Raw genomic sequence first — 26,734 nt, 5'->3', positions numbered from 1 at the left:
CTCAGTCGCGCGCGTCTGCCGCCACCGACCAGCCCTCGCCCAGGGCGGCCATCAGGGCGGCGCTTGCCTGCAGCTGGCGGCTCTGGATGTCCTGCAGCCCCAGTTGCGCCTGCCGCGCGTCGGTCTGTGCGGTCACCACGTCCAGATAGCTCACCGCACCACCGGCGTAGCGGTCACGGGCGATCTGCTCGGTACGGCGGGCGGCCTGCACGGCTTCTTCCTCGTGGCCGCGCTGGTCGGCCAGGCCATGCAACTGCACCAGCTGGTCCTCCACCTGACGGATCGCCGCCAGCACCGTGGCCCGGTACTGCGCCGAGGCCGCATCGAATTCGGCATAAGCCTCGGCCTTGGCGGCCTTGCGCCGGCCGCCGTCGAACACCGGCAATGCCGCCAGCGGGCCCAGCGCCCAGTAGCGGTTGCCGGCATCCAGCAGCGCGCTGCTGCCCGAGGTCTGGCCACCGAACAGGCCGGTCAGGCTCAGCTGCGGGAACCATGCCGCGCGCGCCACGCCGATGCCAGCGTTCGCAGCGAACACCCGGCGCTCGGCAGCGGCAATGTCCGGGCGCTGCTGCAGCAGGGCGCTGGGCAGATCGGCGGGCACCTGCGGCAGGGTCGGCGCCTGTGCCATTGCCGCCACGCTGAAGCCACTGGCCGGCGCCCCCACCAGCTCGGCCAGCGCGTGCCGCAGCATGGCCTGGTGCACCTGCAGCGCATCCAGATCGGCCTGCGCGCTGGCCAGCTGATGGCGTGCGCGCGCCACATCCAGCTCCGAGGCGATCTCGCCCTGGAAGCGGTCCTGGGTCAGGCGCAGCGCCTGCTGGTAGTCGTCGATGCTGTCGCGCAGGATGGCCTGCTGTGCCTCGGTGTTGCGCAGTTGCAGGTAGGTGGCGGTCAACTGCTGGGACAGGCTGAGCCGTGCCGCGGCCAGGTCATCTGCACTGGCCTGCGCGCGCGCATGCCCGGCCGCCGCCGCGTTGCGCAGCCGGCCCCACAGATCCAGATCGAAGGACAGCGAGAACGTGGCCGCATTGCTGTCATACACCGCTGGCTGGGTGGCACTGCGCAGCGGCTTGTCATCCGACTGGCGCTGGCGCATCGGGCCGGTACTGAAGCCGACCTGGGGTGGGCGTGCCGAGGCGGCCTCGCCCGCGGCAGCGCGTGCGGCATCGTAGTGCGCCACGGCCAGCGCCAGGTTCGGGTTGGCCTGGCGCAACTGCACCTGCAACTGGTCCAGCACGGGGTCGTTGAATGCCCGCCACCAGTCCCGCGCCAGTGCCGGCTGCGCCGCAGCAGCGGTCGGCTGCTCGTAGGCCACCGGCACATCGACCGCAGGCACCTGGTAGGTTGGCGCCAGCGAACAGCCAGCCAGCAGCAAGGCCAGCGACGCGGCAACGCCGCCCTCAACCGCGCGCATGGGCCGGCTCCTTGACCGCGGCCACCACGCGCACGTGATCGCCCTCGCGCAATGCATCGGGTGGGTTCGGAATCAGCCGCTCGCCGGCCTTCAGGCCATGGTCGATGCGCAGCGTGCTGCCCAGGTCGCTGGCGATATGGATGTCGCGCAGATGCACCACGTCGTGCGCATCCAGCACCGCCACCTGGGTGCCCTTGGCACGGAAGATCAGCACCTCGGCCGGTACGCTTACGCCGTCGGCGCCGCCCTGCAGCGGCAGGGTCACCTCGGCATAACTGCCGGGCAGCAACGCACCGTCGGCGTTGTCCACCACGAACTGCGCCAGCAGCGTGCCCGAGCTGCGGTCGATCGCGCTGGAATCGCCCTGCAGCGTGGCGGTGAAATGGCGGCCGGCCAGACCGGGCACCTGCAGCGTGGCCTGCAGTCCCGGCTGGATGCTGGCCGCACTGTTCTGCGGCACCGGCACCATCAGCCGCAGGCGGCGGGTATCGGCAATGTTGAACAGTTCGCGGCCACTGTCATCGGCGCGGATCAGCTGGCCCACGTCGGTCAGGCGTGCGGTAACGGTGCCGTCGAACGGCGCGCGCAGCGTGCGGTAGCGCCCCAGTTCCTGCAGCCGCGCATAGTCGGCCTGCGCCGCTTCCACGCTGGCCTGCGCGGCCACGGCATTGGCCTGCTTCTCATCGGCTTCCTGGCGCGATACCGAGTGGCTGCCCAGCATGCCCTGCCAGCGCTCGGCACTGACCTTGGCCAACGCTGCATCCGCCTGCGCCTGCAGCAGGTGCGCACGCGCCTGGGCAATCTGCTGGTCCAGTTCCGGGCTGTCGATCACCGCCAGCACCTGGCCGGCCTTCACCGACTGGCCGATATCGGCGTTCCAGGATTTCAGGTAGCCGCCCACGCGCGCATGGATCGGCGCCTCGGTCCAGGCCCCCAGGTGCGCCGGCAGGGTCAGCGTGCCCGCTTCGCCCTGCGCACCGGCGGTGACCACCTGCACGGCCGGTACGGCCTGCTGTTCGGTCCATTCGCCCACCGCATGGGCCTGCTGCGCACGCAGCGCCAGGCCAGCGGCCACGACCGCCACGGCAATGGCAGCCCCCAGGATCAGACGGCGGCGCAGCGGCGCCTGCGGCAAGGAAGCATCAGACATGCAGGGGCTCTCCGGCGGGGGCGGTTTCGGACTTGCGGGAATGGGCCAGGGCAAACACCACCGGCACGAACAACAGGGTGGCGCAGGTCGCCAGCAGCAGGCCGCCGATCACCGCGCGGCCCAGCGGCGCGTTCTGTTCGGTGGACAGTGCGGTCGGCAGCATGCCCAGAATCATCGCCAGGGCGGTCATGCACACCGGGCGGAAACGGGTGAAGCCTGCTTCCAGCGCGGCCTTGGCGGCATCGCCATGCTCGGCCAGGCGCTCGCGGCAGAAGCTGACCACCAGGATCGAATTGGCCGTGGCCACGCCCATGCACAGGATGGCCCCGGTCAATGCCGGCACCGACAGCGTGGTGTGGGTCAGGAACAGCATCCACACCACCCCGGCCAGGCCGGCGGGCAACGCGGTGATGATCACGAACGGATCGGTCCAGGACTGGAAGTTGATGACGATCAGCAGGTAGATCAGCACGATCGCGGCCAGCAGGCCGTAGCCCAGGCCAGTGAAGGCCACATGCAGCGCATCGATCTGGCCATGCAGGCCGACCTGGGTACCCCGCGGGCGCTGGCCGGCCATGCCATCGATCACGTGCTGCACGTCGGCCGCCACGGCACCCAGATCGCGGCCCTGCACATTGGCGTACAGATCCAGCGTGGGCTGCACGTTGTAGTGGCTGACCACCGCCGAGCTGGAACCGCGCTGGATCTGCGCCAGGCCGCCCAGTACCTGCGGCGTGCCACTGCTGCCGGTCACCGGCAGTGCCTGCAGCGCCGCCAGGCTGTCCATGCGGTACTGCGGGGTGGCGGCCACCACGCTGTAGGAGATGCCGTTCTTCGGGCTGAGCCAGAACGTGGGCGCCACCTGCCCGCTACCGGCCAGGGAGGCCACCATGCTGTTGGTCACATCGCGTTCGGTGATACCCAGCCCGTTGGCACGCAGACGATCCACGTCCACCTGCAGGGTCGGGTAGCCATCGGGCTGCTGAAGGCGCAGGTCCACCAGCCCCGGCACATGCCGCAGGCGGCGCTGCAGTTCCTGCGCATAGGCGCGGTTGCCGACGGCATCGGGCCCGGCAATGCGTACATCCAGCGGCGCGGGCGAACCGAAGTTCAGGATCTGGCTGCTGGTATCGGCCGGCAGGAAGGCGAAGCTGGTGCCGGGGAAGGCCGACGGCAGTACTTCGCGCAGACGCTTTTCATACGCGGCGGCATCGCCGTGGCCCGGCTTCAGCGAGACCTGGATGTCACCGTCCTGCGGCCCGATGGTGCCGCTGGCACTGTAGGCCATGTTGATGCCGGTCATCGGCAGGCCCAGATTGTCGACGATGGCGTCGATCTCGTGCGGCGGCACCACCTGCCGGATGCGCGCTTCGATGCGGTCGAAGGCCGCTGCGGTTTCCTCGATGCGCGTGCCCAGCGGCAGCCGCACGTGCAGCGACAATGCACTGGCTTCGGTGGCCGGGAAGAAGTCCTGGCCCAGGGTGGGCAGCAACGCAAAGGACACCAGCACGCAGGCCATGAAGCCGACCAGGAAGCGTCGGCGGTTGGCCAACGCCATCCCCAGCAGCGCGTGGTAGCGGTCGCGCACCGCAGAGAATCCAGACTCGAAGCGCTGCTGCCAGCGCACCAGCATCGCGGCCAGACGTGCGCGGCGATGCTGCGGGTGGTCGCCCTCATGGTGGTTCAGGAAGGCATCTTCGGGGTGGTGACCCACGCCCCCTTCCACCCGGTGCGGCTTCAGCAGGTACAGCGCCATGGTCGGCACCAGGGTGCGCGACAGCACGAACGAACTGGCCATGGCGAAGATCACCGCCAGTGCCATCGGCCGGAACAGATAGCCGGCAATGCCGTCCAGCAGGAACATCGGCACGAACACGATGCAGATGCACAGCAGCGACACGAACGCCGGGCCGACGATCTGCGCGGCGCCGTCCAGGATCGCCTCGCGCACGCCCTTGCCCTGCTCCAGGTGCCAGTTGACGTTCTCAATGGTGACCGTCGCATCGTCCACCAGGATGCCCACCGCCAGCGCCAGGCCACCCAGGGTCATCACGTTCAGCGTCTGCCCCGCCGCCGAAAGCAGCGCGATGGCCGACAGCACCGCCAGCGGAATGGACGCGGCGATGATCACCGTCGAGCGCCAGCTGCCCAGGAACACCAGGATCATCACGCTGGTCAGCAGTGCGGCAATGATGCCCTCGCGGGCCACGCTGCCGATCGATTCGCGCACGAAGGTGGAGGCATCGCCCAACAGCGAAATCTTCAGGGACGGCGGCAGGGTCTCGCTGATCTGCGGCAACATGTCGCGGATGCGGCTGACCAGGGTGAGCGTGGATGCATCGCCGTTCTTCAGGGCGGCCATCAACACCGAATGGCCGCCGTTCACCCGCACGATGTTGGTCTGCGGCGGTGAGCCGTCGCGCACGTGCGCCACCTGGCCGATGGTCACCACTGCACCGTTCACCGTGCGGATCGGCAGATCATTCAGCGCCTGGATGTCACTGGGGCTGTTGTTGAGCAGCACGGTGAATTCATTGCTGCCCAGCTTGGCCGTACCCACCGGGGTGATCTGGTTCTGCGCCGCCAGCGCGTTGCCCACGTCCTGCGCCGACAGGCCCTTGGCGGCCAGCGCCTGCGGGTCCAGGTCCAGGGTGATCTGCCGCTGCTTGCCGCCGTAGGGCGCGGGAATGGCCAGGCCGGCGATAGAAGTGAGCGGGGGGCGCACGCTGTTCTGCGCCAGGTCGCGGATCTGCGATTCACCCAGCGTGGGGCTGGAGAACGCCATCTGCAGCACGGGCACGGTGGAGGCGCTGTAGTTGAGGATCAGCGGCGGGGTCATGCCGGCCGGCATCTGCTTGACGATGGTCTGCGAGATGGCGGTGATCTGCGCATTGGCCGTACGGATATCCACGCCCGGCTGGAAGAACACTTTGACCACGCCCATGCCGGCCAGCGACTGCGATTCGATGTGCTCGATGTCATTGACGGTGGTGCTGAGCGCGCGCTCGTAGGGCGAGATCACGCGCCCGGCCATCGCATCGGGCGACAGGCCGGTGTACTGCCAGACCACGGCCACGACCGGAATGCCGATATCGGGAAACACATCGGTGGGCGTGCGCAGCGCGCTGAGCGGGCCGACAATGCAGATGAAAATGGCCATCACCACGAAGGTGTAAGGCTTGTTGAGCGCGGTCCTGACCAAGCCGAGCATGCAGCTCTCCAACAGTGCCACTGCCCACCGCGGGCAGCGCAGGCCGTGAAGTATCCTTGCTGGCGCCTAAAACAAGGCTGTGCCGCGCATGAAACATATTTCATGAAAGGGGTGTTCGGCAGGGCTGCGCCCTGCACCCGCTCAACGTCAACTTCAACGTCAACAGCGGGCCCTCCGTGGGATGGCGGGGCGGTGTCGGATTACGGGGACGCCGCAAGTACGTCCTTGTAGGCTTGGCAGCCGCATCCATGCGGCTGACACCCCGCAATCCGACACCGCCCCACCTCTGACAGATTCCAGCGATCTGGTAGATCCACGCCATGCGTGGATGAATCTCAATCGGAATCGAAGATTTCGAATTGAATTCGAAAAGCATCCACGCATGGCGTGGATCTACTGGCCACCGGACAACTGTCGAAGGCGGGGTGGGTCCGGTTGCGGGGGCGTGAGCGCCATGGATGGCGCGACCGAGGCTACATGGACGTACTTGCGCCGTCCCCCGCAACCGGACCCACCCCGCCATCCCACGGATGCCCAGCTTTTGCCGTTGCGTTGAGCGGGTGCAGGGCTGCAAGCCCTGCATAAACACTCCCCCCTACAACACCTGCGGCCGGCACAGCAGGCTGAAGCTGGCGCCGCCCAGTGGCGACTGCCCTACCCCCAGCCGGAAACCGTGCAGGCCGGCGATGGCCGCCACGATCGACAGCCCCAGACCGAAGCCGCCGCCCTGGCTTGCCTCGCTGCGATGGAAACGCTGGAACACCAGCTCACGTTCGGCCTCGGCAATGCCCGGCCCGGAATCTTCCACCACGATGCACGTCGCCCCGGCCTCAGCACGCGCCGACAACTGCACGCGCCCGCCTTCGGGCGCAAACCGGATCGCGTTGTCCAGCAGGTTGCCGATGGCTTCGAACAACAGCCCGCGATCACCCACCACGCTGGGCAGGTCCGCCGCCACTTCCAGCCGCAGCCATTGCTCCTTCTCCTCGGCCAATGGCGCGTAGAAGGCATGGATTTCCTGCAGCAGCGCCTCCGGCGCCAGCTCGACGAAACCGGAGCGCCGCTGGTGGTCCTCCAGTTCAGAAATGCGCAGCAGCGCGCGGAAGCGCGCCATCAACGTATCAGTTTCATCCAGTACCTGGTCCAGCGCCACGGCCTGCGTGTCGCCCTCGCCCAACTGCTGGCGCAGCCGATACAACTGCGCGCGCATGCGGGTCAGTGGCGTGCGCAGGTCGTGGGCAATGTTGTCGCAGACCCCTTTCACCTCGGTCATCAACTGCTCGATGCGGTCCAGCATGGCGTTGACGATGGCCGCCAGCATGTCCAGCTCGTCACGGCGATCGGCCACCGGCAGGCGTTGCCCCAGGTCACCGGCAACGATGCGCGCGGTGGCCTGCTCGATCGCCTGGATGCGCCGCAGCGGGCGCCGCCGCAGCAGATGCCAGCCCAGCAGGCCCGGCAGCAGGGTCAGCGATACCCCCCACAGCAACGCGTCCAGGATCAGGTGGTTCACTTCGTTCAACGGCCCGCTGTAGCGCACCAGCACCAGCACGCGGTCATCGCGGGTGGGCATGGCCAGGCCGAAGCCGCGCTTGCCCACCGCCGTCGGATCGGACAAGGGCAATCCGCTGACCCGGTGCACCTGGCCATCGAGCGGCAGCTGCGCGGGCAGCGCCTTCAGCGGGCCCGCCAACGGCGTGCCTGTTGCACTGAACACCCCATAGGCATCGATGCCGTGCACGTCGTAGCGGCGGTTCTCGCGCAGCGCCTCGCACAGTGCATCGCCGGTGAAGTGTTCGAACAGATGCGCACGCTGCAGCAGCGCCGACTGCGCCAGGTCATCCAGGTAATGCGACACCCGCCAGTACAGGACACCCAGCAGCACGCTGCACCACGCCACGAACAGCAGGCTGTACAGGCCCAGCAAGCGGCTGCTGGACGAGCGCCAGCCGTCAGACAGCTTCGCTGAGGACATAACCCGAACCCCGCACGGTGCGGATCATGGAAGGGCCGCCGGGCAGGTCGAGCTTGCGCCGCAGGCGGCCGATGTGGACATCGATCAGGTTGGTGCCCGGGTCGAAGTGGTAACCCCACACTTCCTCGAACAGCATCATGCGGGTCAGCACCTGGCCGGCATTGCGCATCAGGTATTCCAGCAGCTTGAACTCGGTCGGCAGCAGGCTCAGGGTGCGCCCACCGCGCTGTGCGGTGCGCGCCAGCAGGTCCAGCTGCAGGTCACCCACGCGCAGCGCGGTATCGTTGCCGGCCGGTTGCTGGCGGCGGCGCAGCAGCACCTCCACCCGCGCGGCCATTTCATCGGAGGCAAACGGCTTGGTCAGGTAATCGTCGCCGCCCGCGCGCAGGCCGCGCACGCGCTCATCCACGTCCGACAGCGCACTGAGCATCAGCACCGGCGTGTTCACGCCGATGCGGCGCAGGGTGGTCACGATCGCCAGGCCATCCAGCCCCGGCAGCATGCGGTCCAGGGTGATGGCGTCGTACTCGCCACTGGCCGCGCGCACCAGGCCTTCGCGCCCATCGGCCACCCAGTCCACCTGCAGGCCATGGCTGCCCAGCTCCGCCACGATTTCCTGGGCAGTGATGGCATCGTCCTCGATGGTCAGTACGCGCGACATGGGGTCCTGGGGTGCTCAGACCCGCCCATGCTCGCCAAATCGGCCGGGGCGGGCAAATGAAACATCCTTCATGCGGGCCCTTGGTACGGGCCGGTTCAGCCGCCGTCGCCGTCTTCGGGTGGCAGATCTGCAGTCAGGCCCTGCACCTGCACGTTGTTGCGGCCCAGCGCCTTGGCCCGGTAGCACTGCGCGTCGGCGGCGGCCACCGCCTGGTCCACGCCCATGCCCGGCGCCAGCGGCGCAATGCCGATGCTGGCGCCGATGCGCAGCACCGCCTTGTCCCACGGAATGGCCAGCGCGGCCAGGGTGTTCAGCAGTTCACCGGCAATGCGTGCAGCGCGCCGCGGGCCGCAGCCGGACAGGATCACCGCGAATTCGTCGCCGCCCAGCCGGGCCACCACGTCCGAATCGCGCACACCATGGCGCAGCACGCTGGCCACCGCCCACAGCACCGCATCGCCGGCCAGATGACCCCAGGTGTCGTTCACCGGCTTGAAGCGGTCCAGGTCGATGTACATCAGCGACGCGGCCTGGCCGGTGCGCTCGACATGGGTGATCGCCTGCTGCAGGTGCACCTCGAAGCCACGGCGGTTGCTCAGTTCGGTCAGCGGGTCCATCTCGGCCAGGTGCCGGGCTTCGCGCTGGCGGGCGCGCTGCTGGGTGTCATCGCGCAGCACCCACACCGCACCGCGCACATGCCCTTCATCGTCGCGCAGCCAGGCCCGGGTCAGGTCCACCGCCACCGTGGCCGTGCCCAGGCGCAGCAGCAGGTCGGCATGCAGGTCCACCGCATTGCTGTCCGGGTCCAGCAGCACCGCCACGTCCAGCACCGAGTTCGGCGCGTACTCGGTGGTCAGCGCCAGCACGTCCTTCACGTTGTGCCCGGCCAGGGTCAGCGCGCCGTCGCCGGACAGCATGCGCACCGCGGCGGCATTGGCGTATTCGATGCGCCCCTGCAGGGTCACGCTCAGCACCAGGTCGGCCACCGCATCCAGGGTGATGCGGCTGCGCTGCTCGCTTTCGAACAGGCGCTGTTCGCTGCTGCGCTGGCCGGTGATGTCCTGGATCTGCGACACGAAATGCAGCGGCTCGCCGCGTTCGTTGCGCACCAGCGAGACGGAAAGACGCGCCCAGATGGTGTTGCCATCGCGGTCCAGGTAGCGCTTTTCCAGGTGGTAGTGGTTGCGCCGGCCACTCAACAGGTCCTGCACCAGCTGCAGGTCGGTCTGCAGGTCGGCCGGGTGGGTCAGGCGCTGGAAGTCGACCTGCAGCAGTTCTTCGCGCGGGTAGCCCAGGATGCGGCACAGCGCATCGTTCACATCCAGCCAGCGCCCTTCCAGCGACACCAGGGCCATGCCCAGCGCCGCGGAGGTGAACGCGCCGGCGAACTTGTCCGCCGCCAGCCGCGCTTCGGCACGCGCCTGCAGGATCTCGGTGATGTCGATGGCCATGCCGACATAACCGATGCGCTCGCCGTCGGCGCCGTCCATGCGGCTGATCGACAGGCGCACCTGGCGGCGCTGGCCGTCCTTGCGCAGGAATGTCCACTGCCGCGAAAAGGTCTGGCCCTGCGCCTGCGCGGTCAGTGCCTGGAACACCGACGGTGGCTGGCCATCGGCGTCGGCCAGTGGGGCCAGGTAGGCATGCATCTCGTCCGGGTCATGGAACACGCCGGGGTTGAGCTTGCCGACCACCTCACTGGCGGCGTAGCCCAGCAGGCGTTCGGCGCCGGTGTTGAACAGGGTGATCAGCCCCTCGGTATCGGTAGCGATCACCGCCACTTCGTCGGACGCATCGACCACCGCCTGCAGCCGATGGCGCATGTCGGCAGCGTCCTGTCGCGCCATCTGCAGTTCGGTCACGTCGGCATGCGCGCCGGCCATCCACAGCGGGCGCCCCTGCCCGTCCCATTCGTACACGCGGCCACGGTCGTGGATCCAGATCCACTGGCCGTTCTTGTGGCGCATGCGCAGCAGGCAGCGGTAATGGTCGCTGTGGCCCTGGAAGTGCGCCTCCAGCGCCGCGTCGGAATGGGCCAGGTCGTCGGGGTGCACCAGCGCGATGAAGGTTTCCTGGCAGATCGGCTCCAGCTCGTCCAGGCGGTAGCCGACGATCTCGGCCCAGCGCGCGTTCACCCGCATCTGCCCGGTCTGCACGTTCCATTCCCAGGTGCCGGCGGCGGTACCTTCGATGATCATCGCCAGACGGCGGCGTTCTTCGGACAGTTCCTGCAGGCGCCGCTCCAGCAGCGCGTTGGCGTTGGCGTCGTGGCCGTGCCCGGTCATCGGCGCCCCCGCGCGGAACGGCGGGCACAGCCAAGCCGCAGCCCGGCGCTGCAGCCTGCGGTCGCGTTGGCGGCTCGTGCTGGCGTCATGGCCCTCCCCGGCGCCCTGCAGGGCGGCCCGCGGCCCCCCATGGGCGCCAGTGTGCGCACGCCGGGGAGGGCCGACAAGTCCCCCCGCCACGGCAGGCGTGGCCGGGGGGCGATGGCTCAGCTGCGCTTGGCCCGGGCGAAGGCCTCGGCCAGGGCATTGTTGGCCGGCGGCGCCGAGCTTGCGGGACGCGCAGCGCCCTGCCCCTGGCCGCGGTTGGGGCCGCGGTTTGCGCCGCCATCGCGCCGCGCCGGCCCGCCCTGGCCGCGCTCATCGCGCGCACCGGGGCGGCTGGTGGCCTGGCCCGGGGTATCGTCCAGGCGCCGGGTCAGGGCGATGCGCTTGCGCGCCACGTCCACTTCCAGCACCTTCACCTTCACGATGTCGCCGGCCTTGACCACCTCGCGCGGGTCCTTCACGAAGGTGTCCGACAGCGCCGAAATATGGACCAGGCCGTCCTGGTGCACGCCGATATCGACGAACGCGCCGAAGGCGGCCACGTTGCTGACCACGCCTTCCAGCACCATGCCTTCGCGCAGGTCCTTGATGTCTTCCACGCCCTCGGCAAAGCGCGCCGCCTTGAACTCGGGGCGCGGGTCGCGGCCCGGTTTTTCCAGCTCTTTCAGGATGTCGCGCACGGTCGGCACGCCGAAGGTGGCGTCGGTGAACTGTTCCGGCTTGAGCCCACGCAGGAAGCTGCCATCACCGATCAGCGCCTTGATCGGGCGCGCCGTACTGGCCACGATGCGCTCGACCAGCGGGTAGGCTTCCGGGTGCACGGCCGAGGCGTCCAGCGGCTGGTCGCCATCGGCAATGCGCAGGAAGCCGGCACACTGTTCGAAGGTCTTTTCACCCAGCCGCGCGACCTTCAGCAGGTCCTTGCGGCGCTTGAACGGCCCGTTGTCATCGCGGTGGCGCACGATGTTCTCGGCCACCGTGGACGACAGCCCCGACACCCGCGACAGCAGCGCGGCCGAGGCGGTGTTCACGTACACGCCCACCGCGTTCACGCAGTCCTCCACGCGGGCATCCAGCGCGCGCGCCAGGCGGTACTGGTCCACGTCGTGCTGGTACTGGCCCACACCAATCGCCTTGGGCTCGATCTTCACCAGTTCGGCCAGCGGATCCTGCAGGCGGCGGGCAATGGACACCGCGCCACGCAGCGACACGTCCAGGCCCGGGAATTCCTTGGCGGCGAATTCCGAGGCCGAGTACACGGATGCACCGGCTTCGCTGACCACCACCTTCTGCAGCTTGGGGTTGCCGATGGCCTTGATCGCCTCGCCGGCCAGCTTGTCGGTTTCGCGGCTGGCAGTGCCGTTGCCGATCGCGATCAGTTCAACGTTGTGCCGGGCGCACAGCTGCTTGATCGTCTGCAGCGACTGATCCCACTGCCGCCGCGGCTCATGCGGGTAGATGGTTTCGGTGGCCAGCAGCTTGCCGGTTGCGTCGACCACGGCAATCTTGCAACCGGTGCGGATGCCGGGGTCCAGCCCCAGCACCGTCTTCGGGCCCGCCGGGGCAGCCAGCAGCAGATCCTTCAGGTTGTCACCGAACACCGCGATCGCTTCGGCCTCGGCCTTTTCGCGGGCCTGGTTGAACAGGTCCAGCAACAGGTGGGTATGCAGCTTGGCCCGCCAGGTCAGGCGGCAGGCGTCCAGCAGCCAGCGGTCGGCCGCGCGGCCCTGGTCGGCGATGCCGGCCTTGCGCGCCACGCGCCCTTCGGCGTACTGGTGGCCGGCCTCGGCATCGCTGCCCGGGTCCAGCTCCAGGAACAGGATTTCCTCGCGGCGGGCACGGAACAGCGCCAGCAGCCGGTGCGACGGAATCTTCGCCAGCGCTTCGGCATGTTCGAAATAGTCGCGGTACTTGGCGCCTTCGTTTTCCTTGCCCTCGGCCACGCGCGCGCGGATCACGCCGGTATCGCCCAGCCAGGTGCGCAGTTCGCCCACCAGCGCAGCATCCTCGCCCCAGCGCTCCATCAGGATCGCGCGTGCGCCTTCCAGCGCGGCCTTGGCATCGGCCACGCCCTTATCGCTGTCGACGAAGGTGGCAGCGAAGGCCTGCGGGTCCTGGGTGGGGTCGCCCAGCAGGCCATCGGCCAGCGGTTCCAGCCCCGCTTCGCGTGCAATCTGCGCGCGGGTGCGGCGCTTGGGCTTGTAGGGCAGGTACAGATCTTCCAGCCGGCTCTTGGTATCGGCGGCCAGGATGTCGTTGCGCAGCGCGTCGCTCAGCTTGCCCTGCTCGTCGATGCTGGCCAACACCGCGGCGCGGCGGTCTTCCAGCTCACGCAGATAAGTCAGGCGCACTTCCAGGTTGCGCAGCTGGGTATCGTCCAGGCCACCGGTCACTTCCTTGCGGTAGCGGGCGATGAAGGGGACGCTGGCGCCCTCGTCGAGCAGCCCGACGGCGGCACGCACCTGGGCGGACTGGGCACCGATCTCGACGGCGATGGTCTGGGCGATCTGCTGGGCGAGCGCGCTCTGGGCGTTCTTGGCGTCGTGCATTGCTTCCGGTCTGTGCCGCGTTACGGGAAAGACCCATTCTGGCCATGCCCGGCGCGGGCATACAAGCGTTGACAGCAGCAGGGTTCAGGCGGCAGCGCCGGGTGGGGACGCCGGCATCCTGGCGGAAGGGGCCGTGCTGGCCCGGCTGGGATGCCGGCGCGGGTGCGCGCACGTGGGCGCACCCTGCCGCATGTTGCGAAGGTCAGCGGTAATGACGGGCCGCACGCTGCATGACGATCTCGTCACGCATGCTTTCCAGTGCCATCAGGCGGACCTTGCCGACACCCTGCAGTTCCATGAACCGCTCTGTGTAGAACTCCGGCCCCAGCGCGGTGTCGGCGCGGGATTTGCTGAAGCCGTAGGGCACCACGCCCTTCTCGCCGTCCTTGCTACCACCGACATAAAGAACAATCGCCATGTGATGTCTTCCTCCAAATTGCTACTGCGTACTGCGCACGATGAGCGGTACTTGTGGGCTCATCGGGGTAGAGCTTACCGCGACCAAGCTGACTGGAACGTCACGAAGGCTAATGACGATCGGTTGCATGCAGATGACGACCCGATCACAGCAGAACGCTTACGGATCTTTAACCTCCAACTAACAAACGAGGGTTTCCAGCCAACGGCGCAGCCCCTCGTGGGTGGCCGTAGAACGCGGCTCATGCGATTGGGCCGGGCGGATTGGGGCCGCGGGACACGCCGTAAACCCGTCCTTGGGGGCTCGTAGGCGCCATCCATGGCGCCTGCGGTCCCGCGCCCCCAACCCGCCCGTCCCCCGACAGTTTCCGGGTGCTCACGCCCACGAAGAGAAAAAAGAAGATCAAGAGCAGAGCAGCTTGGCCGGCGGCTCTTTGCTTCCTGTAGAGCCGAGCCATGCTCGGCTGCGAGCAAGCGCAGCGCGCGACCCGCTTCTGCTTTTCTTTTTCTTTTCCGTGGCTGGCCGCCGCAGGAATGTGTCCGTGGCCGGGCAGGTGGGTTGCGCAGGGGCGTGAGCCGCATGGATGCGGCGACCGAGCTTACATGGACGTACTTGCAGCGTCCCCTGCGCAACCCACCTGCCCGGCCAACCCTGTGAATCAGATGCAGCGCCCCAGCCACGAGGGGCTGCGCCGTTGGCTGGAACCTACGGCCACCAGCCGTGCCCGAACCGGGCGTAGCGATCGGCCGCGCGCTCGAACGGGTTGCGTGCACTCACGCCCCCGCACAGCAGATACACCGGCAGGTACAACGGCCCCAGCACCAGGTACTGGTACACGTGCGCCCGCTCGTGGTCATCCAGCCGAATCAGCGGCTCCACGCCCCACCCCGCCTGGTGCGCATAGGTGCGGCAGCACATGCCCAGATCGTGGCCGGTGTGCAGGATCACATTGCCCAGGGTGATCGCCCCGCCCGGGCCCCACGGCCAGCGGTCGAACACCACTGCGCAGTCGCGGCCGCTCCAGCGCGGCCTGGCGCCACCCAGCAGGCCCGCCAGCCCGGCCAGCAGGCCGATCAACGAATTGGGGAGGGTCCACAGCGCGCCCAGCACCTGCACGGCGCGCAGCCACAGCGGCACCGGACCGGACGCGGCCGCGTTCAATCGGCCTCGTTGGGAATCAGCAGCCACAGGATCAGGTAGACCAGGATGCCGGGGAACGCGGCCGACGCCAGCGACACCAGCACATAGACCACCCGCAGCAGCGTGGGGCTCCAGCCGAAACGGTGGGCGATGCCGCCCATGACACCGGCGATCATGCGGTCGTTCAGTGAACGCGACAGCGTTTTCGGCGTGGTGTTCATGGCGGTTCTCCCAGATTACGGAAAAGGCAGTCGAGCGTGGCCCGACTCTACACCGCCCCTTGTCTACGGCGTGCGTTGGCGCAGGGCCTGCAGGCGGGCGCCGAACCAGGCCGCTGCGGTCTGCTCCGGCTGGCCCGGACAGCGGATCCGGTACGGCTTGCCGCTCATGCTGCTCTGGCTGGCGGCCCGCTCGATGAACTGCTCGGGGGTATCGACCAGCTTCTTCTTCAGCAGGTAATCGTACTTGCGCTGCAGGTGCGCGCGGGCGGCGGCGGCGTCATGCCAGCTGCCGTTGCGCTGGAACTGGCAGGTCGAGCCGTCCAGGCTGCCGATCAGCTGGGCGATTTCACGCTGGGCCTGTGGGCTGGGGGCGGCATGGGCCAGCGGGGCGGCCAGCACTGCAGCGAGGATCAGAAGAGTTCGTCGGGACATCGTGGTTTCCGGTTCATCGCCAACGGCAGTCGAGCAAGCCCGACTCTACAACGATCGGCGTTGAATGTTTGCGCAGAAGGCGAGGAAGTCGGGCGCAACAGGAATCGCCTCATTCGCGCGAATACCGTCCCATGAAACCGTGAACTTCACAGCACCTGTCCGAAGGTCAATCCAGTAGTCATTGTCGCCGCAGTCACCCGCGAAGGGGATATGGAATTCAAGGAAAGCCCGCGCCTCAGGATGGTGATCCCTCCTCCACTTCATCACTTCACCCATCGACACAAGTCGCGGATTGGCAGGCATGTGCGGCGCCTCGATGTAATGGAATGCTTCCAACTCCAGTCGATTGAATTCGTCTGAGGCCGCTTCGTAGAAGGCATTTCGATAGAAGACGGCGCCGCCGTCGAAATAGCCTCCATTGTGCGCTGCATAGAACGCGATGAAACCGTCTCGGCCGGGGAAACTGCCCGGCACCATTGCTGCGACCAGATCAATCGGGACCGATGGCGCCGAGTCGTTGAAGGCTACGTTGTTCCGGGCAAAAACTGGCGGCTGGGCCATGCACTTGTCCGTCGACTGGGCATTGGAGCTTACCCGTCTTCGGCAGTCGAGCAAGCTCGACTCTACCGGTCGTGGGCGTTCAGCCAGCCGTCGATGGTGGCCGGGACTTCGCGCTGGGCGCGGCCGGAGACGTAGATCCCGATGTGGCCGCCGCGGAAACTGGACTCGGTGTAGTCCTGTGTGCCCAGGCGCCCGCGCATCGCGCGCGAGGCATCGGGCGGCACCAGGTGGTCCTGCTCGGCATAGATGTTCAGCACCGGCAGGGTCACTTGCGACAGATCCACCGCCTCTTCGCCGATGCGCACGGTGCCGTTCACCAGCCCGTTGCCCTGGTAGAACTGCTTGATGAAGTCACGGAATGCCTCACCGGCCAGGTCCGGCGAGTCGAAGATCCATTTCTCCATGCGCAGGAAATCTTCCAGCGCCGCCTTGTCATCCAGGATGTCGAGCAGGCCCACGTATTTCTGCACGTTCAAACGGAACGGCTTGAGCATCAGGTAGCTGGCGTTCATCAGGTCGGCCGGGATGTTGCCCAGCGTATCGACCAGCAGGTCCACGTCCACCTGCCGGGCCCAGTGCGACAGCATGTTGTCGGCGGTATGGAAATCGACCGGGGTGACCATGGTGATCAGGCTGGCCAGCTTCTGCCGGCGCAGTGCGGCGTAGCACAGGGCGAACACGCCGCCCTGGCAGATGCCCAGCATGTCCACCGGCTCGCCGCTGCGCGCGCGCAGCGCATCCACGGCGCCGTCGATATAGCGCAGCAGGTAGTCTTCCAGCGTCTGAAAACGTTCGGAGCGGTCCGGGTAGCCCCAGTCCAGCACATACACATCCTGGCCCAGTGCCAGCAGTTTCTGCACCAGCGAGCGGTCGGCCTGCAGATCGACCATGTAGGGCCGGTTCACCAGCGCGTAGACGATCAGCAGGGGCCGGCGCCGGGCGGGCGCGTGTTCGCCCACGAAGCGGTACAGCACCACCTTGCCATCGCGCCAGACTTCCTCGCGGGCGGTGGCGCCGTAGTCCACGTCCTCCACCTGCGGCAGCAGCTTCAACCCTTCCATCAGCTTGCGCTGCATGGCCAGGGTTTCCTGCATCAGATCGTCGGCATTGAAGCCCAGCGGCCCTTTCATCGCCCACGCACCTTCGGCGTCGCACGCGCGGTGGTCCTCTTGGCAGGTGCCTTTTTGGCCGGTGCGTTCCTTGCAGGCGTCTTCTTTGCCGCCGCCTTCTTCACCGGCGTCGCCTTCTTCGCTGCCTTGCGCGGCGCCGGCTTAACCTTGGCCGCCGCCGGCTGTGCCACCGGGTCCACGGCTGCAGTTCCGGCCAGTACCGCCACCTGCGCCTGCAGGCGGCGCAGGCTGCGCTCCAGCTCGGCAATGCGCCGGTGCGCGGTATCCATCTCACTCCGCGTCGGCAGGCCGATGCGTTCACTCATCTGTTCCACCTCGCGTTGCAGGCCTGCGCGCAGGCGCATCTGCGCGTTGCCCAGCGAGGCGTACACCTGCTGGAACGGCTCGGACAGGGCGACCTTGGCATAGGCCTCTTCGGCCACTTCAATCCACAGGTCGAACATCGCCCGCGCACTGGTCAGCTGGCTGCCGGGCTGTTCGTGCTCGGCCAGGCGTTGCTCGAACAGGGTGAAGGCTTCTTCCAGCGCCTGCTTGATCTGTTCCACGTAGGCGCGCGAGTGCTGCTGGTACTCCTCCTGCGCGCGCAGCAGGGATTGCCAGCGCGCCTGGTGCTCGCGGCCCGGGCCGAACGCCGGGCTCTGCAGCCAGGGGCCGGCCTGCAGCTGCCACTGCTGCAGCCAGGCGGCGAATTCGGGCACCGACGCACCGGCCTGGGTGCTGCCGCGCGCGCCCTGCAGCATCCACTGCAGCATGCCCTCGCCCTGCCCGTTCACCGCCTCGCGCCAGGCCTGGGCCACATCGGCGCTGCTGGCATCGCGGCCGGCAAAGCGCGCGGCCACTTCCTGCATGGTGCCGTACCAGCTGCCGGCCTGTTCGCGGAAGCGACGCAGCGCGTCTTCCGGCGCGCCCTGCCCCTGTTCGGGCAACAGCTGCCCCCACCAGTCGAACAGGCGCTGCCAGCTGGCCGGGTCATCACCGGCCGGAGCGCCCGGCGCGCCGGCGTGGCGCAGGGCATCGCCCCAGGCGCCGAAGTACTGCCGGGCCAGGGCTTCGAAATCGCTGCTGCCGGCGTCGTGGGCCGAGCTGGTCATCGTGCGCCTCCGCGGGGCTGCATCAGGGCTTGGGAATGCGCAGGGTCTTGCTGATCATCAGCGAACCGGACAGCGCGAACAACAGCACCATCGGGTGCAGCTGCCACGGGCCGATCTGCCACTGCCCGAACCAGATGTCCCGGCCGATGGCATCGGTGCCGGCGGCGATGGCCAGCACGATCACCAGCGCCAGGCTGGTGGGAATGGGCGTGCCCTCGAAGTACTTCACCTTGCCCTCGTCACCGGCCAGGGCTTCGGCAGTCACGTTGTAGCGGGCCAGGCGGCTGACGCCGCAGCAGACGAAATAGCTCAGTACCAGCCAGTCCCAGCCACCCTGCATGCCGCAGGCATAGGCCAGCGCCGCCGGCGCCACGCCGAAGGAGATCACGTCGGACAGCGAATCAAGTTCGCGGCCCAGAGTGGAACTGGATTTGCGCCAGCGTGCGATGCGGCCATCCAGCGCGTCGAAGATGAAGGCCAGCGGGATCAGCGCCATGCCAAACAGCAGATAGCCCCGCTCACCGTCCTGCAGGAAGCGCATCGCGGCAAACACCGCGCCGGTGCCGCAGAACGCATTGGCCAGGGTGAACCAATCGGCCAGCTGGAATTCGCGCAGCATCGAGAAATGACGTTTCATGGAATCTCACGGGGCATCAAGGGCCACAGGGTACCGCGACCACCGGCGCGGACAACAGCGCGGCGAGGGCCAGCCTTCACCCAGGCATCACGCCTGCTCACCTGCGGTGAATTTTTCGCCACCCATCTTGACAGCCTAGAGGGGTGGCGCCTGCCACGGCTTATCCACAAAGTTGCCCACGCGTAATCCACACCCCCTGTGGACAACCCGGTCGCAGGGGCTGCGACGCTGGCTATTTTCTCATCACCACGCTGCGGGGTTTTCCTACTTCCCAACCTGGGCGCGCAGCGCTATGGTCAACGGCGGACCCGCCGCCGCCACGTCCGAGCTCCCCCCTTGACGGACGATGTTGATGCTGGATGCACGTACGCTGGCCGCGCAGTTGCGGCAGCCCCATGGCGAGGCCGCGCTGGCCGTGGGCGAATCGATGAACCGCAGCAATGCGGCGCTGAACCAGGCCGCCATCGCACTGCTGGCCGTTGCCGATCACGAGCAGGTTCTGGAAATCGGCCCCGGCAACGCAGCCTTCGTGCCGCTGCTGCTGCAGGCCCAGGGCAGCCGCTATCTGGGCATTGAACTGTCCACGGCCATGGTCGAGGCCGGCAACCGGCGCCTGGCGTCGGCAGGGCTGGACGGCCGCGCCGCGCTGCGCACGGGCGATGCCCACGCCCTGCCGGTGGCCGATGCCAGCATCGATGCCGCATTGGCAGTCAACACGCTGTACTTCTGGCCGGACCTGGCCCCGGTACTGACCGAGCTGGCCCGCGTGCTGCGCCGGGGTGGCCGCGTGTGCCTGGCCTTCGTCGATGCCGCCTTCATGCGCACCCTGCCCTTCACCGATGATTTCCACCTGCACGAACTGGACGCGCTGGAGCTGGCCCTGCGCGTGGCCGGGTTCAGTGTGTGCGGCTGGCGCGCGCACCGCGAGACGGCGGCCGGCAATGATGGGCAGACGCGGGACAAGTATTTCCACCTGCTGCTGGCCCAGCGCCGCTGAGCCACCCCGCCGGGCATGGCCCGGCGCTACCTCAGGGGGCGCGGAATCGTAGCGCCGGGCCATGCCCGGCGAGCACTGTGGCGCCCGACCGCCTCACAGCCGGCTGAACGACCAGCTCTGCATGCGCCCGTCGCGGTAGGGCATCACCCCGTGGAACGGCCGCGGGTCGGCATCGAACACCAGCGGCAGGAAGTTGCGGTCGCCTTCCCACATCGGCAGCGTGTCCAGCTTGTCCACGTCCACCCACTCCAGGGTGCCTTCGTGGTTGCCGCCGTGCGGGGTGCCCTCGAAGCTGTCGATCACGAACACGAAGCCGAACCAGTCCTCGCCGTGCTTGCCGAAGCCCGGCCAGCTGATGGTGCCGCGCAGGCGCATGGCCGTGCAGTCGATGCCCGCCTCCTCGGCGATCTCACGGCGCATGCCGGCGGCCACGTCCTCGCTGGGTTCGACCTTGCCGCCCAGACCGTTGTACTTGCCCAGGTGGTGGTCACCGGGCCGGGTATTGCGGTGGATCATCAGCACCTGGCGGCGATCGGGCGACAGCACATAGCCCAGGGTGGCGACGATCGGGGTATACGGCATGGGGCGGATCCGGCGGCGGGTCAGCCCACGATTATGGCCGATCAGCGCACCAGCGACAGGCGGCGCTCGGCCGAAATCGCTGCCGGGCCGTCCGGGTCGCGGCTGAGCGTGGCCACGCCATGGCCGCGCTCAGCCAGGTATTCCAGCCACTTGCCCAGGAAGGTGTTCATGCGCATGCGGTGGTTGATCAGCTCGGCCGGTGGCGGGTACAGCCCCATGGTGTCCTGCCAGCGCCGGCCCACGTAGCAGTGGGTGGTCTCGGCCTGGCGGGCATCCCGGTACAGGCGCACATAGGCCGAGGGGTCCGGTTCGCCGGTCACCGGGTCGGCCAGGTCGTAGGTCAGGCGCAGCTCCACCGTGTAGCGGTGGCATTCGATCACGTCCAGGCGCACGTCCAGGCCGTCGCCCACCGAGGAAACATAACTGCCAGCGGTCAGTTCGGCCGGCGCGAACAGGCGCACCAGGTGCCGGTAATTCTCGGCGTACAGCCCCATCAGCCAGCTCAGCCGGCTGAGGCGGGGAATGCGTTCGGTTCGGGGCGAGGCGTGGGCCATGGGTCGATCCTACACGTTGGCCATACAACGTGGGGGCTGACACGCGCAGGCCAACCCCTGGCAGCGCCGGGCCCGGCGGACCGCACCGGTCAATACAGCTCGCGCTGCAGCCCCAGCGTGGCCAGCACCTTGCTGGAAATCTCCTCGATCGAGGTATGGGTGGTGCTCAGGGTCGGGATCCGCTCCATCTGGAACATCACCTCGGCCGCGGCCACCTCGCGCTTGCAGGTGTCCAGGTTGGCGTAGCGCGAATTCGGCCGGCGCTCCTGGCGGATCTGCTGCAGGCGGTCCGGGTCGATGGTCAGGCCGAACAGCTTGCGCCGGTAGTTGCGCAGGCGCGGCGGCAGGCGGTCGCTCTCCAGGTCTTCGTCGGTGAGCGGGTAATTGGCCGCGCGCACCCCGTAATGCAGGGCCAGGTAGATGCAGGTGGGGGTCTTGCCGGCCCGCGATACCGCCACCAGGATCACGTCGGCATCGTCGTAGTTCACCGCGATCCCGTCATCGTGGGTCAGGGCGAAGTTCATCGCATTGATGCGGCGGTGGTAGGTGTCGAAGTCGACCATGCCGTGGGCCTGGCCGACCCGGGCCAGGCGTGGGCTGGCCAATTCCCGCTCCAGCGGCTCGATGAACGGGGCGAACACATCCAGCATCAGCGCCCCGCTTTCGGCCAGGATCAGGCTCAGGCTCTGGTCCACGCAACTGTTCACCACGATCGGCCGAACCTGGTAGCGCTCCCCCGCCGCCTGGATCCGGGCACAGGCTTCACGCGCTTTTTCGGGGTCATCGACAAAAGACATTCGGTCGGTAATGAAGCTGAACCCGGTGAACTGGGTGAGCAGGCTATGCCCAATGGTTTCAGCGGTGATACCGGTTCCATCGGAAACGTAGAACACCGGTCGGATGGTCGACATGCGCGCTTTTACCCCCTACGAAGCTTAAAAGGGCCGCCAGCACAAGCTTGTGCCGACGGTGGTCTGCCCGGCATCATATCGACTTCTTCCTACGGACGCGGCCACTCAGCCCGCCTCGGGCGATGGCCAAACGGAGCATCGCGCTTGAACGAGAACATCCTGTGGTTGCACGAACTGCGTCTGGCCGATCTGGCCCGCGTGGGCGGCAAGAATTCCTCGCTGGGCGAGATGATCGGCAACCTGGCCGGTCTGGGCGTCTCCGTCCCCGGGGGCTATGCGACCACGTCTGAAGCCTTCAAGGACTTCATCGCACACAACGACCTGTCCAAGCGCATCTTCGACAAGCTGGCCACGCTGGACGTCGAAGACGTGACCGCGCTGACTGCCGCCGGCAAGGAGATCCGCAGCTGGGTGATCGATGCGCCGCTGCAGCCGCAGCTGGACCAGGACATCCGCAGTGCCTACGCCAAGCTGAGCGCCGACAACGGCGGCGGCGATGTGGCCGTGGCCGTGCGCTCCTCGGCCACCGCCGAAGATCTGCCCGATGCCTCCTTCGCCGGCCAGCAGGAAACCTTCCTCAACGTCACCGGTGCCGATGATGTCGTGCACAAGGTCAAGGAAGTGTTCGCCTCGCTGTACAACGACCGCGCCATCGCCTACCGCGTGCACCACGGCTTCAAGCACGAAGACGTGTTCCTGTCCGCTGGCGTACAGCTGATGGTGCGTTCGGGCGTCGGTTCCTCCGGCGTGCTGTTCACCCTGGACACCGAATCGGGCTTCCGTGACGTGGTCTTCGTCACCTCCTCGTTCGGCCTGGGCGAAATGGTCGTGCAGGGCGCGGTGAACCCGGACGAGTTCTACGTCTACAAGCCCACCCTGCAGGCCGGCAAGCCGGCGATCCTGCGCCGCTCGCTGGGCAGCAAGGCGATCCGCATGGTGTATTCGGACGTGCCCGGTGAGCGCGTCAAGATCGAAGACACCCCGGCCGAACTGCGCAGCACCTTCTCCATCAGCGACGAGGACGTGCAGGAACTGTCCAAGCAGGCGCTGGTGATCGAAAAGCATTACGGCCGCCCGATGGACATCGAGTGGGCCAAGGACGGTGTCAGCGGCAAGCTGTTCATCGTGCAGGCGCGCCCGGAAACGGTGAAGTCGCGCAGCCACGCCACCCAGATCGAGCGCTTCGCGCTGACCGAAAAGGGCGGCAACGTGCTGGCCGAAGGTCGCGCCGTCGGCGCCAAGATCGGCTCGGGCGTGGCCCGCGTGGTCAAGACCCTGGACGACATGAACCGCGTGCAGCCCGGCGACGTGCTGATCGCCGACATGACCGACCCGGATTGGGAACCGGTGATGAAGCGCGCCTCGGCCATCGTCACCAACCGTGGCGGCCGCACCTGCCACGCGGCCATCATCGCCCGCGAACTGGGCGTGCCGGCCGTGGTCGGTTCGGGCAACGCGACCAAGGTCATTGAAGATGGCCAGCCGGTTACCGTCAGCTGCGCTGAAGGCGATACCGGCTTCATCTACGAAGGCCAGCTGAAGTTCGAGCGCACCACCACCGACCTGGGCAACATGCCGGCGGCGCCGCTGAAGATCATGATGAACGTGGCCAACCCGGAACGTGCCTTCGACTTCGGCCAGCTGCCGAACGCCGGCATCGGCCTGGCCCGCCTGGAAATGATCATCGCCAGCCACATCGGCATCCACCCGAATGCGCTGCTGGAATACGACCGCCAGGATGCGGCCACCAAGAAGAAGATCGACGAGAAGATCGCCGGCTACGGCGATCCGGTCAGCTTCTACGTGAACCGCCTGGCCGAAGGCATCGCCACCCTCACCGCCTCGGTCGCACCGAACCCGGTGATCGTGCGCCTGTCGGACTTCAAGTCCAACGAGTACGCCAACCTGGTCGGCGGCAGCAGCTACGAGCCGCACGAAGAGAACCCGATGATCGGCTTCCGCGGCGCCAGCCGTTACGTCGATCCGAGCTTTGCCGCCGCCTTCGCGCTGGAATGCCAGGCCGTGCTGCGCGTGCGCAACGAAATGGGCCTGGACAACCTGTGGGTCATGATTCCGTTCGTGCGCACCCTGGAAGAAGGCCGCAAGGTGGTCGAGGTACTGGCCCAGAACGGTCTGAAGCAGGGCGAGAACGGCCTGAAGATCATCATGATGTGCGAAGTGCCGTCCAACGCACTGCTGGCCGATGAGTTCCTGGAAATCTTCGATGGCTTCTCGATCGGTTCCAACGATCTGACCCAGCTCACCCTGGGCCTGGACCGCGATTCGTCCATCGTTGCGCACCTGTTCGACGAACGTAACCCGGCGGTGAAGAAGCTGCTGTCGATGGCCATCAAGTCGGCGCGTGCCAAGGGCAAGTACGTCGGCATCTGCGGCCAGGGCCCGTCCGACCATCCGGATCTGGCCGAATGGCTGATGCAGGAAGGCATCGAGTCGGTGTCGCTGAACCCGGACACCGTGGTCGACACCTGGCTGCGTCTGGCCAAGCTGAAGGCCAACGGCTGATGCCGTAGTGGCATGGGCTGACGTCGTGTTCATCGTCGTCGGCCCATACTGGCGCTGCACGCAAACCCCGCTACTGCGGGGTTTGTTGTTTCTGGCGTGCGCGCACGCCGATGCCGTCCCTGCCAAGGAGCCCCCATGACTGCCACTGCCCCGTCCGCCCCCGCCACCGCTTCCTGGTTCCACTCGCTGGACTGGGAGCGCCTGCTGGAAACGTATGGGGTGCCGCTGCTGGCCGCCATCGTGGTGCTGTTGATCGGCATGTGGCTGGCCCGTCGCCTGTCCAACGCGATGCCGCGCGCCACCGCGCGCATGGGCGTGGACCCGATGCTGGGCAGCTTCCTGCGCAACGTGGTCTACGCCGCCTCGCTGGTGATCGTGGTGATCCTGGCCATCGGCACGCTGGGGGTGCAGATCACCCCGCTGCTGGCCGTGCTCGGCACCGCCGGCCTGGCCGTCGGCCTGGCATTGAAGGACTCGCTGTCCAACATCGCCTCCGGGGTGATGCTGGTGACCCTGCGCCCGTTCCGCGTGGGTGACGTGGTTACCGTGGCCGGGCAGACCGGTACCGTGCGCGAAGTGCGCATCTTCCAGACCGTCATCACCGGCGCCGACAACCAGCACACCACCATTCCCAACACGCTGATCACCGCCGCGCCGATCATCAACCTGACCGCCGAACCCACCCGCCGTGTGGAGCTGGTGGTGGGCATCGGCTACGAGGACAACATCCAGCAGGCGCGCGACACTGCATTGGCGCTGATGAAGGCCGACCCTCGCGTGCTGGCCACGCCCGAACCGGACGTGGTGGTGTACGAACTGGGCGCGCATGCCATCAACCTGGGCATCCGCTGCTACGTGAAGTCGGCCGACCACTTCGGCACCAAGGTCACGCTGCTGGAGCAGATCAAGCTGGGCTACGACAAGGCCGGCATCAATATTCCCTACCCGCAGCAGGACATGCACCTGTACCTGCACGGCAAGGACGGCGGCGTGCTGGAAGCCGACGCGCTGGTGCGCGACAAGCCCTGATTTCCAGGTTCCCGCCGGGCATGGCCCGGCGCTACCGATGCCGGTGAGTGCCGACCGTTGGTCGGCACCTCTGCCAGCATCAGGCCTCGACAGCCTCGCCCAGCACCGGGTAATCGGTGTAGCCCGCCGCTCCGCCACCGAAGTAGGTCGCGCGGTCCGGTGCGTTCAACGCCGCCCCGGTACGCAGCCGCTCGGGCAGATCCGGGTTGGCAATGAACGGCCTGCCGAACCCGATCAGATCGGCCCAGCCCTCGGCCAGCGCCTGCTCGGCGCGCTCGGCACTGTACTTGCCGGCATAGATCAGCGTGCCCGGGTACACCATCCGCAGCGCCTGCTTGAACGCCACCGGCATCTCCGGTGCGTCTTCCCAGTCGGCCTCGGCAATGTGCACGTAGCCCACGCCAAGCTGGCCCAGCAGATGCGCGGCAGCCAGATAGGTCGCCTGCGGCGTGTCATCCACCGCACCCTGCAGGGTGGTCAGCGGCGCCAGTCGCACGCCCACGCGATCACCACCGGCCACCGCCACCACCGCATGCACCACCTCGCGCAGGAAGCGCAGGCGGTTCTGCAGCGCACCACCGTAGCCATCGGTGCGCTGGTTGGCCTGCGAATCGATGAACTGGTTGATCAGGTAGCCGTTGGCGCCGTGCAGCTCCACGCCATCGAAGCCGGCGGCGAGCGCATTGCGGGTGGCGTGGGCGTAATCGGCGATGATGCCGGGAATCTCGTCCTCGGCCAGCGCGCGCGGCATCGAGTGCTGCAGCATCTCGCCCACCCCGGCGTCCGGGCCTGCGCCGGTAGGATCCACGAACACCTTCACACCCTCGGCCAGCAGCGCCGACGAAGACACCGGCGCGGCGCCATTGGGCTGCAGGGCCACGTGCGAAACGCGGCCCACATGCCACAGCTGCGCGTAGATGCGGCCACCAGCGGCGTGCACCGCGTCGGTCACCTGCCGCCAGCCCTGCACCTGTTCGGCGCTGTGGATGCCCGGCGTCCACGCATAGCCCTGGCCCTGCGGGCTGATCTGCGTGCCTTCGCTCACGATCAGCCCCGCGCTGGCACGCTGCGCGTAGTACTGCGCCATCTGCGCGGTGGCGACATTGCCGGCCGCCGCCCGCGAGCGGGTCATCGGCGGCATCACGATACGGTTGGGCAGGCGCAGCGGGCCCAGGCGATAGGGGGTGAACAACATGGCAGCATCTCGTGCGGGGGACT

General features: G+C 67.7%; 22 protein-coding genes. 3 read left to right on the top strand and 19 right to left on the bottom strand.

The window, feature by feature from the left end:
* Window position 1: 1 nt before the first annotated feature.
* The 15 genes from G4G00_RS19915 to G4G00_RS19845 form a co-directional block, all read right to left on the bottom strand.
* The gene (locus tag G4G00_RS19915) at window positions 2–1,414 is read right to left on the bottom strand and encodes an efflux transporter outer membrane subunit (protein ID WP_108753367.1); all 1,413 of its coding nucleotides are present in this window, start codon (window positions 1,412–1,414) and stop codon (window positions 2–4) included.
* A complete protein-coding gene (locus G4G00_RS19910) occupies window positions 1,401–2,564 on the bottom strand; it encodes an efflux RND transporter periplasmic adaptor subunit (RefSeq protein WP_164276013.1) in 1,164 nt (387 codons plus the stop codon). The genes G4G00_RS19915 and G4G00_RS19910 overlap by 14 nt, the downstream gene beginning before the upstream one ends.
* The gene (locus tag G4G00_RS19905; protein ID WP_164276010.1) at window positions 2,557–5,775 is read right to left on the bottom strand and encodes an efflux RND transporter permease subunit; all 3,219 of its coding nucleotides are present in this window, start codon (window positions 5,773–5,775) and stop codon (window positions 2,557–2,559) included. The genes G4G00_RS19910 and G4G00_RS19905 overlap by 8 nt, the downstream gene beginning before the upstream one ends.
* Before the next feature lie 595 nt (window positions 5,776–6,370).
* On the bottom strand, window positions 6,371–7,750 hold the full coding sequence (locus G4G00_RS19900) for an ATP-binding protein (protein ID WP_164276007.1): 1,380 nt from the start codon (window positions 7,748–7,750) through the stop codon (window positions 6,371–6,373).
* Window positions 7,728–8,411, bottom strand: coding sequence for a response regulator transcription factor (locus G4G00_RS19895; protein ID WP_108753371.1), 684 nt, complete (start codon window positions 8,409–8,411; stop codon window positions 7,728–7,730). Before G4G00_RS19895 ends, G4G00_RS19900 begins: the two co-directional genes overlap by 23 nt.
* 95 nt (window positions 8,412–8,506) lie before the next feature.
* Window positions 8,507–10,696, bottom strand: a complete 2,190-nt coding sequence (locus G4G00_RS19890) for a PAS domain S-box protein (protein ID WP_164276004.1) — start codon at window positions 10,694–10,696, stop codon at window positions 8,507–8,509.
* Between the two features lie 206 nt (window positions 10,697–10,902).
* Entirely contained in the window at window positions 10,903–13,290 is a 2,388-nt protein-coding gene (locus G4G00_RS19885) for a Tex family protein (RefSeq protein WP_164276001.1), read from the bottom strand.
* Between the two features lie 202 nt (window positions 13,291–13,492).
* On the bottom strand, window positions 13,493–13,708 hold the full coding sequence (locus G4G00_RS19880) for a hypothetical protein (protein ID WP_006374014.1): 216 nt from the start codon (window positions 13,706–13,708) through the stop codon (window positions 13,493–13,495).
* A gap of 705 nt (window positions 13,709–14,413) precedes the next feature.
* Window positions 14,414–14,869, bottom strand: coding sequence for a hypothetical protein (locus tag G4G00_RS19875; protein ID WP_164275998.1), 456 nt, complete (start codon window positions 14,867–14,869; stop codon window positions 14,414–14,416).
* Complete coding sequence (locus G4G00_RS19870) at window positions 14,866–15,069, bottom strand: PspC domain-containing protein (protein ID WP_108749910.1); 204 nt, start codon at window positions 15,067–15,069, stop codon at window positions 14,866–14,868. Before G4G00_RS19870 ends, G4G00_RS19875 begins: the two co-directional genes overlap by 4 nt.
* A 63-nt stretch (window positions 15,070–15,132) precedes the next feature.
* Window positions 15,133–15,501, bottom strand: a complete 369-nt coding sequence (locus tag G4G00_RS19865; RefSeq protein WP_108753375.1) for a YfeK family protein — start codon at window positions 15,499–15,501, stop codon at window positions 15,133–15,135.
* A 45-nt stretch (window positions 15,502–15,546) separates the two neighbouring features.
* A complete protein-coding gene (locus tag G4G00_RS19860) occupies window positions 15,547–16,062 on the bottom strand; it encodes an SMI1/KNR4 family protein (RefSeq protein WP_159093983.1) in 516 nt (171 codons plus the stop codon).
* Window positions 16,063–16,124: 62 nt separating this feature from the next.
* Window positions 16,125–17,192, bottom strand: a complete 1,068-nt coding sequence (gene phaC, locus G4G00_RS19855) for a class III poly(R)-hydroxyalkanoic acid synthase subunit PhaC (protein WP_164275995.1) — start codon at window positions 17,190–17,192, stop codon at window positions 16,125–16,127.
* Window positions 17,189–18,283: a class III poly(R)-hydroxyalkanoic acid synthase subunit PhaE gene (gene phaE, locus G4G00_RS19850; RefSeq protein ID WP_164275992.1), complete on the bottom strand. Its 1,095-nt coding sequence runs from the start codon at window positions 18,281–18,283 to the stop codon at window positions 17,189–17,191. Before phaE ends, phaC begins: the two co-directional genes overlap by 4 nt.
* Window positions 18,284–18,305: 22 nt before the next feature.
* Window positions 18,306–18,920 carry a phosphatidylcholine/phosphatidylserine synthase gene (locus tag G4G00_RS19845; protein WP_108749915.1) on the bottom strand — a complete coding sequence of 205 codons (615 nt, stop codon included), beginning with the start codon at window positions 18,918–18,920 and terminating at the stop codon, window positions 18,306–18,308.
* Window positions 18,921–19,266: 346 nt separating this feature from the next.
* Here G4G00_RS19845 and G4G00_RS19840 point away from each other — a divergent pair, with 346 nt between their 5' ends.
* Window positions 19,267–19,917: a class I SAM-dependent methyltransferase gene (locus G4G00_RS19840; protein WP_108753380.1), complete on the top strand. Its 651-nt coding sequence runs from the start codon at window positions 19,267–19,269 to the stop codon at window positions 19,915–19,917.
* A 93-nt stretch (window positions 19,918–20,010) separates the two neighbouring features.
* Here the strand turns inward: G4G00_RS19840 and G4G00_RS19835 are convergent, their stop codons facing one another.
* The 3 genes from G4G00_RS19835 to G4G00_RS19825 form a co-directional block, all read right to left on the bottom strand.
* Window positions 20,011–20,499 carry an 8-oxo-dGTP diphosphatase gene (locus tag G4G00_RS19835; protein WP_108753381.1) on the bottom strand — a complete coding sequence of 163 codons (489 nt, stop codon included), beginning with the start codon at window positions 20,497–20,499 and terminating at the stop codon, window positions 20,011–20,013.
* A 41-nt stretch (window positions 20,500–20,540) separates the two neighbouring features.
* Complete coding sequence (locus tag G4G00_RS19830) at window positions 20,541–21,053, bottom strand: DUF1249 domain-containing protein (protein ID WP_164275989.1); 513 nt, start codon at window positions 21,051–21,053, stop codon at window positions 20,541–20,543.
* Window positions 21,054–21,142: 89 nt separating this feature from the next.
* The gene (locus G4G00_RS19825; protein WP_108753383.1) at window positions 21,143–21,964 is read right to left on the bottom strand and encodes a pyruvate, water dikinase regulatory protein; all 822 of its coding nucleotides are present in this window, start codon (window positions 21,962–21,964) and stop codon (window positions 21,143–21,145) included.
* Between the two features lie 144 nt (window positions 21,965–22,108).
* On the opposite strand from G4G00_RS19825, the gene ppsA reads away from it, so the two are divergent.
* Entirely contained in the window at window positions 22,109–24,487 is a 2,379-nt protein-coding gene (ppsA, locus tag G4G00_RS19820) for a phosphoenolpyruvate synthase (RefSeq protein ID WP_108753384.1), read from the top strand.
* Window positions 24,488–24,622: 135 nt separating this feature from the next.
* Complete coding sequence (locus tag G4G00_RS19815; protein ID WP_108753385.1) at window positions 24,623–25,516, top strand: mechanosensitive ion channel domain-containing protein; 894 nt, start codon at window positions 24,623–24,625, stop codon at window positions 25,514–25,516.
* Between the two features lie 79 nt (window positions 25,517–25,595).
* Here the strand turns inward: G4G00_RS19815 and G4G00_RS19810 are convergent, their stop codons facing one another.
* The gene (locus G4G00_RS19810) at window positions 25,596–26,711 is read right to left on the bottom strand and encodes an alkene reductase (RefSeq protein ID WP_108753386.1); all 1,116 of its coding nucleotides are present in this window, start codon (window positions 26,709–26,711) and stop codon (window positions 25,596–25,598) included.
* Window positions 26,712–26,734 lie beyond the last annotated feature (23 nt).

It is taken from the genome of Stenotrophomonas sp. B1-1, assembly GCF_010894375.1.
In the GTDB taxonomy this organism is placed as follows: domain Bacteria; phylum Pseudomonadota; class Gammaproteobacteria; order Xanthomonadales; family Xanthomonadaceae; genus Stenotrophomonas.
Note: the sequence above shows the minus strand (reverse complement) of the source record. Positions and strands in the feature narration are given on the sequence as shown.